This window comes from Bradyrhizobium sp. SBR1B (assembly GCF_014198205.1).
Lineage (GTDB): Bacteria > Pseudomonadota > Alphaproteobacteria > Rhizobiales > Xanthobacteraceae > Bradyrhizobium.
Window position 1 is genome coordinate 176,858 of sequence record NZ_JACIHC010000008.1, and the last position, 9,852, is coordinate 186,709.

Below are 9,852 nucleotides of genomic sequence, written 5' to 3' on the forward strand. Positions count from 1 at the left end.
CAGTGTGAATCGGACTGCGCAGCCGAGAAAGCGCGCGTTCCAGGTTTGCGATTGCGCCCGATTTCGGCAAACCAGAGGATCGAAGCTCTACCGAATTGCAGCACAATACGGGATGGAATGAAGCGATCGCCTTGCCTCCCCGGCTGGCCTTGACCAGATCGCTTAAGCTGCCGAGAAAATGGATTGCGACCGTTGATAGCGCAGCTGAACAATTCGCGCCGCGCCGGGCAACACATACTGCGACACTCTGACGCGCACAGATATCCCCACAGATCGATATCGGGAGCCGAAAGCCGTCGTCGAGATCCGACTGACTCAAGCAAAGCAATGTCATCTCAATTCCTGGTGCGGCAAATATTTCTCTTCCATGGAATAGCGCCGGCACATCTGGACGCATGACCCGAATGGGTCATTCCGGTCCGGGCGCCGCCGCCTGCCGCAGCCATCCGCTAGACTTTCGTCAAGTGCGATTTTTCAGGAAAAACAGGCAAGGGGGGCTTGCTTCGAGCCGCCTCCTCACGAAGCATCGCCGGTCAGGGAAACGCATTCCGGGGCCCAAATGTCGGGGACTTGCATGCATGCAGCAAGGATGCATGCGGGCTCGCAACGAAATGCGTGGGGTTAGGCGGAGGGGGCCGCGCTTGAAAGTCGACAAAATCGACGATGCGGAGCTGTCGAAGGTCCTCAATCGACTTGGCGAAGCCGCCGTGAATCCGGAAGCATGGCGCGACATCATGGATGACATCTGCAAGGCGGTGGGCGCGTCGGCGGCCCTACTCCTTCAAAGCGATATCCGGACCCCGGACGTTCCACGCACGGCGTCGATTGCGGAGGCTACCGAGCTCTACTTCAGGAATAACTGGCACCTGAGGGACCCGCGCGCCAAGGCTTTTCCGCGCATGATGGCGGGCGAGGTCGTGACCGACCTCGATGTGATGACCCCGGAGCAGATTCGCGCCGATCCCATGTACAACGAGTTGCTGTTTCCATCCGGTTTCCGCTGGTTTGCCGGCATCGGCTTCTGGGCTGACAGCGCAGCGTGGGCATTGACGATCCAGCGAACCGGCCGCGAAGGCGCATTCGAGGCCGCCGACAAGCAACTGCTTGCCCAATTGGCGCCGCGCCTGACCGAGACCGCCACGCTCGCGACGGTCGTCGGCAGGACTGCACTCACCGCGATGACCGATGTTCTGGACCGGGTCCGACAGCCCGCGTTGATCCTCAATCGGGAAGGAATGGTCCTGCGCACCAACGCGGCAGCCGAAGCGGGATTCGACAACGAGATCCGCATCAGGGAGCGGCGCCTCATCCTTCGCGACAAGCATGCGATGACAAGGCTCGATCAGCTGATCAGCGCGGTGCGCTCCACGCCGGACGCCTCCGCCATCCCCGCCTCTCCGATCCTGATCCGCCGGACGACAAAGCCACCGGTCGTCTTGCGGATCCTGCCGGTGGACGGGGCGGCGCGCTCCGTCTTCCTCGGAGCCCGCGCCATGCTGATCCTGTCCAACCTCATTCCACGCCCGGCGCCGGATCCGGCGCTGATCGGCCAGGCCTTCGATCTCACCCCGGCGGAATCCCGCCTGGCCGCCCTGCTTGCAACCGGCGCATCGCTCGCCAGCGCTTCCGAGCACCTGCGGATCTCGCGCGAAACCGCCCGCAACCACCTCAAGTCGATCTTCTCGAAGACGGGCACGCACCGCCAGTCGGAGCTGGTCACGCTTGTTTCTCAACTCGCTTGATTTGCATCGTCCAGCTCGGGACCGTGACCGAGGTCCTGAACCGCGCGTGGTATCAGCCATCATCCGCGGCAAACACGAACGCGCCAATTCCCTGCGAACAGGGAAGTTTACAGGGAAAAGCGCCCACCGCAGGCCCCGCCTTGGCAACGAGAATTGGCGAGAAGTACCTTAAATTGCTAGAAATCCCGAGCGTCCCGGCTCTCATCGGAGCAGGGAATTTTCGCTGGCGAACAGGGACTCGCATGGCCGTGAGCAGGGAAATATATCCGGCGGGCTTCAGTGGCGCGCCTCCCCTTGCGCCGCGCGAGCGGGATGACAATCGGGAGCTGCCTGAATGGGCGAATTGGCCGATCGGCCCAAGGTGAAGAACCGATCTCATTCAGCTATTGATCGCAAGGAGGCATTTGCCTGAAAAATTTCGCGCCTTGGCGTGATCCCGGACCTGGCATAGCATTAGGGAGTTTCATGCCTCCGGGGAGGCGGCTTTTGTGATGCGCCTGCAAACGCTCTCGTTTCGTGATTGGCTGGAGCACGCATTTGGACGCGAGGTTCGCTTTCAGCAAGCACCTTGGTACTTCGATCCCGAGCATGATTGGTGGGACCCGCCACCAGCAGAAGCTGTATCTTATCTCACTCGGCTGTTTGAAGACCCGCAGACCGCGCTAGAGGGATTTGCTGACAGCCAAATCGCACAAGGCTTAACCTACCTTGTCAATACCAGCGCAAGCGGCGATAACAGATGGCTTTGTTCAACTGATGTGCCCATCAAAGATCGTATCCGCTGCGTCAAGTCCATCGCAGAACTCTTTGCCAAGTTGTTCGAATCGCGGTGCACCCCCAGTTTGTCCCACCTGAGCGAAGCCGATGCCGGGACGCTAAACTGTGTCTGTTATATGTGGTGGGATGCCTTTCCGTGCTTGGCTCTTGCCGACGATCCGCACCTGCCAACTCTCCACGATTGCGCGCTCCGCACGATGGAGCGCATCCTTCACCTAAACTCGATTGCCTGTCAGGAGAGCGCTCTGCACGGGCTCGGACACTGGCAACGCGGCTACAGTGACAAGGTGACCCCAATCATCGATCGCTTTTGCACGATGCATGCCAAAGCTGACTTTCGGCTCCTGGCCTATGCTCAATCTGCCCGCTGCGGGTGCGTGCTGTGACCATGGGGACATGGCTCGATCCATGAGCAGCACGGCGGAACGCAAGATGGCGACCAAACCGTACGAGTCCCGTTGCTGAAACATTCCGCCTCACGCCGCGAAAGAAACGCGATCCTTCACCTCCCGGTGATCTCTCTGAGCGGCTCGAGGTCTGCCGGAACTTTTCCGTGCCGATGTGTCAAACGCCATATTCCGCCGATGCAATGGGCGCTGTTGCATTCCTGGCCACCGTCGCTGCAGGCTTCGGCGACGCCGCGACGACATTCGCCTTCGGCTGTAATAATCCGTCTGCGAGGCCAAACATCTGGTACACCCGGTGGGATTGCCTATCCGCGAACCAGCAATTGATGACGGGATTCCGGCCGCTGGCCCATCCGAGCTCGCGCAGTCCTCGGCGGAACGCCTCCAAGGGGCGCCAGTCAACGGTGCCCCAGGCGTCCGGCTGGACGTGCACGCCCGCAGCCAGAGCAACAGACGGCTGCAGCCTGGGCGTGATCTTGATCAAGTTCAGAAGCGTCGCTGCCACGATCATCATGAGGATCCCGCCAACGCTGAGCGTGATCTGCATCGCAAGCCCTTCCGATATGTCGAGCAGCGCCAGGAGGCTAGCGAGCGTCAGCAGGACGCCGAGGCAGAAGATTGGCAACGAGTGCTTGCCACAGAGGATGGCGCCGCGCATCACCGCACTCGTCAAGGCTTGCCGATTGGGCGGCACGAACCATACCGCCACAACCGCTAGAGCCAAGAAATGCAATAGACGCAACGGATCGAGATTGGACTTGTCTGGCGGGTAAGCCAATTTGGTCAGCCCCTGGGGGATCAACGCTTCCAACGGCTTGACTCTCCAGCTCAATGCGATGACGAGGCTGAAGATCAGATAGAGAGCGGCAGGTGTGAGCACCGTGCGAGACGTTAGCCAGGGGCGCACTCGTTCGCCCTCGATTATCATCCAGGCACCAAGAACCGCCAATAGCTGCCAGGCCAGTGGATTGAAAGCCCAATGGCCGCTCGGCCACGCCGGCATGGACCAGCCGAACATTTGCACCAGCGCATAAAGCGCCAGCGAGGCGCCAAGCGTCACGTTCGGCATTCGGAACAGCAACCACAGCAACGGCGCGAAAAAGAGGTGGAGAAGCACGAAGATCGGCAATACGTCGGTATTGACCGGACGGTATTGCAGGATCGCTGCGTGGGCGAGCGCCGAGCCCGGCTGGTCCAACAGAATCCGCGTATTGCTCTCATCAGCAAGACGGTTCCCGCCTGCGAGGTGAACCAAGATGGCGCAGGCGAGCGTCAGCAGCAGAAATGCGACATAGATGTCCCAACTTCGCCGCAGGGTCCGGCGGATCACACTGGTCCACCCCTCGCAACTCCGTACTTTGCCGTAGGCCAGCGCGCAGGTCACTCCCGAGACGAACATGAACACTTCCGCGGCATCGCTGAAGCCGTAGTTCCGTAGCGTCAGCCAACTTCCAATGTTATTGGGGACATGATCAAGAAAGATGCACCAGAGCGCGATGCCGCGGCAGGCATCAATGCGAAGGTCGCGGCTGTTGACTTTGAGCTCCGGCAGAGCGCCCGCAAATTGCTTCGGGGATGCGGTCCGATCCTGCATTGGCTTGCCTCGTCCAGGGTACGCGCAGGATTCGAGAGGAACGATCAAGAGGAACTGAATGTAACAAAAAGCACGCTGCGGATTCTGACAGCGCCGCAGTCCAGAATTGCTTCACACCGACCCGGCCACGACAGCAATTGCGACAATGATGATATGGCCGGGGTGCGCACAACCCTCTGGTAGAGTGGCTGACTGCCGTCATCATCGTGCAAGCGCCGCAGCCTGTAAATCGGCCGGAGGTCGGTACAGAGAGGTGCCTAGGTCCTATGACCAAGGTATCGTCCGTCCTGTGGGGCCCGCGAGCTGCGCGCTTCACGTAGTCCTCTTACCTGCTTACCTGCCGGCGAACCGCCGGCCGGAGCCGAGATGGAAGATGGACGATCTCGAAGGTGGGTGTATGATTTTCTATTGATCTCCGCGCGGCCAGAAGACGGAGAGCTTTTTTATGAAGGTGCTTGTTGTTGACGATCACACATTGATTCGGGCCGCGCTGCACGCCGTCCTGAAGCAACTAAAGCCAGAAGCCGTCATATTCGAAGCTTCGAGCGGCCGGGAGGCCATGCACATCGTCGAGGAGCATCCCGACATCAGCCTCATTTTGCTTGATATCAATTTGCCTGATCGCGACGGCTTCTCCGTCCTTTGCGAACTGCGCGATCGCTATGCGAGGACTGCTGTCGTCATTCTCTCGTCCTCCGATGATCAAGACACAGTCAGGCGCGCCTTCAAATTCGGCGCGCTGGGTTTCATTCCGAAAACCACGGAACGCGAGGTGATGCTCAAGGCTATTGAATTGGTGTTCTCCGGCGGCGTTTACATCCCGTTGGAGATACTGGAGAAGACGGCGGGCCCACGGCATGCAAACAAGCCAGTGACGCCCGACTCGCTCAAGGGGGTCGGGTTGACCGATCGGCAGATTGAAGTACTTGCGCTCCTGATGAAGGGGAAGAGCAACAAGGTCATTGCCACGATGCTCAATATGGCAGTGCCTACGGTGAAGAATCACATCACGGTCGTTCTCAAGGCCCTCGGCGTAGCGACGCGTACCGAGGCCATCATAAAGGTCGGAAAAATGGGCTGGGAGTGGCCGCCGAAATCTGGATCATGAAACTGCCCCGGCGTCTCTCCCACCATCGTGATCCCTAAACAGCTTGTGCATGACCGCGCGGAGCTGCATTGGGTCGACCGGCTTATGCAGCAAAACGTATCCTCTATCCTTGGCGTCCCGCAGTGGTTCAGCTGCCGTGTCGCCGCTGATGAGAATGGCAGGAATCGTCGAGCCAAACGCCGCATTGATTTGTTCAATTGCCCTGATTCCGGTCTTCCCGCGTGCGAGATGATAGTCCGAGATGATGAGGTCGGGGCGTTGTTCGCGCTCAGCAAGTCGAACCAGTGCGGCTTCGTCGGATCCGGCGGCAAGAACCGAACATCCCCATTTGCTGAGCAATCCGCCCGTTCCCTCCTGCACGATGGGACTATCGGCAATAACAAGAATTGCCTTGCCGTCGACTGCAAAAGCACCGGGGTGTGGTAAGTCGGCGGGCGCTGCAGCTCTGACGCATTCGTCGACCTTCGGAACCAGGATCGTGAATCGCGAACCGCGACCCACAGTCGAAGCGAGCTCAATTGGATGGTTGAGAAGCAAGCGAAGCCTGTCGACAATGGCAAGGCCGAGCCCCAGGCCGCCGGACCGGTTCTGCTCCGGAGCAGGAACTTGAAAAAACTCGCCAAAGATATTCTGCTTTTGATCCTCGGGAATGCCGGGACCGGTATCGTATACTTCGATGCGCAGCATTTCACCGCGCCGACGGCATCCGACCAGGATCCCGCCCTGCAACGTATAGCGTACAGCATTGGACACCAGATTCAGGAGTATGCGTTCGAGCAGCATGGCGTCGCTCCGCACCCAGGCGTCACTTGGCCTGACGCGTAAGCGCAAGCCTTTTTCACGCGTCGCCTGATCAAACGCCGTCTCACTTTTCTGCAACAGGCGCCCGATCGGGAATTCGGTAATGTAAGGGTTAAGCATCCCGGCATCGATTCTCGAAATGTCCAGCAGCGAATTGAACATTTCGTCCATTTCCTTGCGCGTTGCGTCGACCCGCTCGATCGTCCTCGCCCGCTCCCCCGGTTCGAGCGGCGTGCGCAGCTGGGCCACAAACAGCCCTAATGCATGTAACGGTTGCCGCAAATCATGGCTTGCCATGGCAAAAAAGCGTGATTTTGCGGCACTGGCGAGCTCCAGCTCTTGCGTTCGCTCTGCGACCTTCTGCTCGAGTTCGACGCGCGCGCGGCGCAGATGCTCCTCCGCTTTCTTGCGTACCTCGACATCGGCGCTCAGCAACAAGCTTGGAACGGTAATGCTGATCAAGAACATCAACACCAGCAGGAACGATGCGTTAAGGTCCGTGGTTGTGAACGGGCCGCCGCCCCTGAGCGTGCCCCAGATCGTGATGCCCGCGAGCATCAGGGCGACCGTCGCGGTATCGCGTGGACCGCGGCGCAGCGCCGCCCACAACATTGGCAAGATCGCCAAAAAACCCAGTGGATCTCGTCCGGGCGTTTGCTCGATCAAAGGGCTGAAAGCAATGAGTCCAACGACCGCCGCTGTCGTGAGGACGCCGACCGTCTCCTGAAGCGCATGGCGTTCGAAGTCATGATAGCGGCTTGATGCCCAAAGCACGATAACGGGAGTAATGACCAGTGCGCCTGTCACATCTCCCAGCCACCAGGTGATCCACGCGTCGGCGAAACTCTTCTGTTCGATGTACCCGAAGATTGTCAGACTGGTCAGGCCAATGCTGGCGCTGATCGGCGTCGCGATGACGACGCAGATCACCGCAAACTTTGCGACAGAATCGGGGGTTGAAAACGTATTACATCCGCTCGACCACCGATTAATGAGATAAGCGCCGACAACCGCTTCGAGAGCATTACCGGCCGCAATCGCGATTGCGGTAGCAACCGAGCCCGCCGTCGTCGCATTTGCGATCAACGCTCCCGCAAAAATTGCTGGCCAGGTCCGATATCCCCCCAACAGCACCGCCGCCAGCGCGACACCTGTCGGCGGCCAAATTGGCGTTGAACTGGGATGAACGGAGGCGAGAGCAAGGCCACCTTTGGCCAAGACGAGATAGATGGCGCCGATTGCGACCAGACTACCGACATAGCTGACACCTCGGCTAGAATTTGTCTCGGGAGCTAATGATCGAGGATTGGACATCGTCCACGTCCTGGACTAGGCAAATGCTTCGTCGATCGAAACTGACTTTTGATCTCTGGATCTAACATCGCTAGATGGATACGGGCAGATGCACTCAGGTCCAATTGATCACAGCAGTCCGCTGGCGGACTAAGAGACGGCACGTGCGATCGAGCTGGCCGACTTGCTGTTCAATCCCCGCGGATTGCGTCAGAACCAGTGGGACGAACAGGGCACCGTTGCACCCCGAGGAATTCGCGCCATCTCGTGTTCACCCCGAGCTTTGGGGGATGCATCGTACGACGAAGATAGGCGCTCCGAAAGTCGGATTTGGACCTGGACCAGGACGCCGTGTGCGACAAAGGCCTATCTCTCGTTGGAGTCTCGGGACTGAACCACTTGCACGATAGCTTGCTGCGACCTGACGAGAGAAGCGGAAGCCTCGCTCAAAAAAAAATTAGAAGCATCCATGACCGATGAGGCGACGAGTCCGTTGCGTCGGCCGTGGCGTTTGCGCTGGGCGACGCAATTCTCCCTTGATCGAACCACCGTAAAGAAGCCTGTGATCGAGTGCCATCGTTCGACGACTTGCACGGCGGTCATCTTATTTGAGGCGCCGCCTCGTTTGTTCGCTATCGCTGACAAAACGGCGCACGCACTTCACCGCATTCAAGCATCTTTGAAGAAGCAGCACTGGCGTGCTCGCGCCGCCAGCGGGCGGCAACTAATCACTTGCGTGGGCATCCGAAGACGAATGCGCCGTACACGGCCTTCGTCCGGATTGATCAAAGCGAATTGGCGGGCATGCCGACATTCGCCCGTATCCCGGCATGCCGGTGGCTGGAAGCCGCATCATCAACTGAGGCTAGAGCCGTACGGTTCGAGCGCCTGCCGAACGCCGCACACACCAAACAAATACCGCATCATCGCTCCGTGGACCGCCTCGACCGCGCTCCACAATGTGGCAGGTGCTACAGCCCAAAGCCTCGGCCGATCTCCCGCATCAGCCTGAGCGCGGCGTCAGTATGGCGGCCATAGAACAGCGCGCGATCAAGCTGCGAAAAGATGCCCATTCCAAATAGCGCGATAGCGACGCCTCTAAGCATGGTTGTAGACCGGGTTTGAACGATGCTGCGAAAGTCCAAAACGGCCCCAGCCGCAGGATGGGGTCAACAGCCGGGGCCGGCATTCCCATTCCAATGTGCCGCAATCGGCGGTAATCGGCACGCACCCAGCTAGCCACAGGAAAGCTAACGAACCATTTCGCGTGTCCGAATTCGGTGCGATGCGCTTTGCTGTTGCGCAAACCACGGCCCAACGCAAAGCGAGCGCCGCCCGCAATTATACGGAGGCCGAACCAGAATTGCCGTTGCGTGGCGTCCATCTTCAGCTGCTTCTTCAGGTTGATTTTATGGCGATCCAATTTTGGCCCGAGGACCCACGAGCCTCAAAGCCAAGGCGCATCGCTTCCAACGCCTCGGCCTGTTTTCCCTGGGCATTGAGCTGCCAGGCTGTGGCGGCCTGCCGCTGAATGCCGACGATCTCCGCCCAATAGGCATCCTTGTCCCGCTGCAGCTTGTCCCGCAGTTCTGCCAGTTTGGCGATGTCCGCCGTTGCCGCGGCTGCATTGCCAGAGCGCGCGGCGCCAAGAGCGCGGGCGAAACAGGTGATCGCATCGACATAGGCAAACCGGCTCGGCTCGGCCTTCAGCGCGGCCGCGCCCTGCCAATCGCCGCGCTCGACCATGTAACGCGCCTGGCTGGCCGCTATCGCATAGGGACCGGCGCGGACGGCGGGCGCATAGCCCGTCGTCGCAACCATGTCCGCGATGACGTCGCGGGCTCGGCTGTCCTGCGCGAGCTGGAGCAAGGCGTAGACCATATAATCGTCGGCATGCAGGCGCTTGCTGGGGTCCTTGCCGTCCTTGGCAGCCTTGGCGGAACGGCTTGGCCTCGATGGATTCGTTCCAGTAGCCGACGCGCGTGAAAATGTGCGAGGCCATATGCAAAGCGTGCGGCGCTCCCTGCCTGCATCGATGAAAGAAGAGAGCTTCCTGAAGGTCAGCTCCTCGCGTCGTCTGGCAAAAATCCAGCAGCTCGGCGATTCCGGCGCTGATGTTCTCCCCTGAGC

At 59.7% G+C, this 9,852-nt stretch carries 8 protein-coding genes; 4 read left to right on the plus strand and 4 right to left on the minus strand.

Features of this window, described 5'->3' with window-relative positions:
* Positions 1-641 precede the first annotated feature (641 nt).
* Together GGD61_RS21955 and GGD61_RS21960 are read left to right on the plus strand one after the other, a co-directional pair.
* The gene (locus GGD61_RS21955) at positions 642-1,742 is read left to right on the plus strand and encodes a helix-turn-helix transcriptional regulator (protein WP_183231107.1); all 1,101 of its coding nucleotides are present in this window, start codon (positions 642-644) and stop codon (positions 1,740-1,742) included.
* Between the two features lie 491 nt (positions 1,743-2,233).
* A complete protein-coding gene (locus GGD61_RS21960; RefSeq protein WP_084675014.1) occupies positions 2,234-2,905 on the plus strand; it encodes a hypothetical protein in 672 nt (223 codons plus the stop codon).
* A 178-nt stretch (positions 2,906-3,083) separates the two neighbouring features.
* On the opposite strand, the gene opgC is transcribed toward GGD61_RS21960, so the two are convergent.
* Positions 3,084-4,520: an OpgC domain-containing protein gene (gene opgC, locus GGD61_RS21965; protein WP_183231108.1), complete on the minus strand. Its 1,437-nt coding sequence runs from the start codon at positions 4,518-4,520 to the stop codon at positions 3,084-3,086.
* A 445-nt stretch (positions 4,521-4,965) separates the two neighbouring features.
* Here opgC and GGD61_RS21970 point away from each other — a divergent pair, with 445 nt between their 5' ends.
* On the plus strand, positions 4,966-5,628 hold the full coding sequence (locus tag GGD61_RS21970; RefSeq protein WP_018323185.1) for a response regulator transcription factor: 663 nt from the start codon (positions 4,966-4,968) through the stop codon (positions 5,626-5,628).
* On the opposite strand, the gene GGD61_RS21975 is transcribed toward GGD61_RS21970, so the two are convergent.
* The 3 genes from GGD61_RS21975 to GGD61_RS21985 form a co-directional block, all read right to left on the minus strand.
* The gene (locus tag GGD61_RS21975; protein WP_183231109.1) at positions 5,623-7,743 is read right to left on the minus strand and encodes an MASE1 domain-containing protein; all 2,121 of its coding nucleotides are present in this window, start codon (positions 7,741-7,743) and stop codon (positions 5,623-5,625) included. The two genes, GGD61_RS21970 and GGD61_RS21975, sit on opposite strands and share 6 nt — an antisense overlap.
* Before the next feature lie 982 nt (positions 7,744-8,725).
* Positions 8,726-9,145, minus strand: coding sequence for a hypothetical protein (locus GGD61_RS21980; RefSeq protein ID WP_183231110.1), 420 nt, complete (start codon positions 9,143-9,145; stop codon positions 8,726-8,728).
* Positions 9,121-9,591, minus strand: coding sequence for a hypothetical protein (locus GGD61_RS21985; protein WP_245283408.1), 471 nt, complete (start codon positions 9,589-9,591; stop codon positions 9,121-9,123). The genes GGD61_RS21980 and GGD61_RS21985 overlap by 25 nt, the downstream gene beginning before the upstream one ends.
* Positions 9,592-9,646: 55 nt before the next feature.
* Between GGD61_RS21985 and GGD61_RS40540 the strand changes: the two genes are divergently transcribed.
* Positions 9,647-9,850, plus strand: a complete 204-nt coding sequence (locus tag GGD61_RS40540) for a hypothetical protein (RefSeq protein ID WP_245283407.1) — start codon at positions 9,647-9,649, stop codon at positions 9,848-9,850.
* Positions 9,851-9,852: the final 2 nt, after the last annotated feature.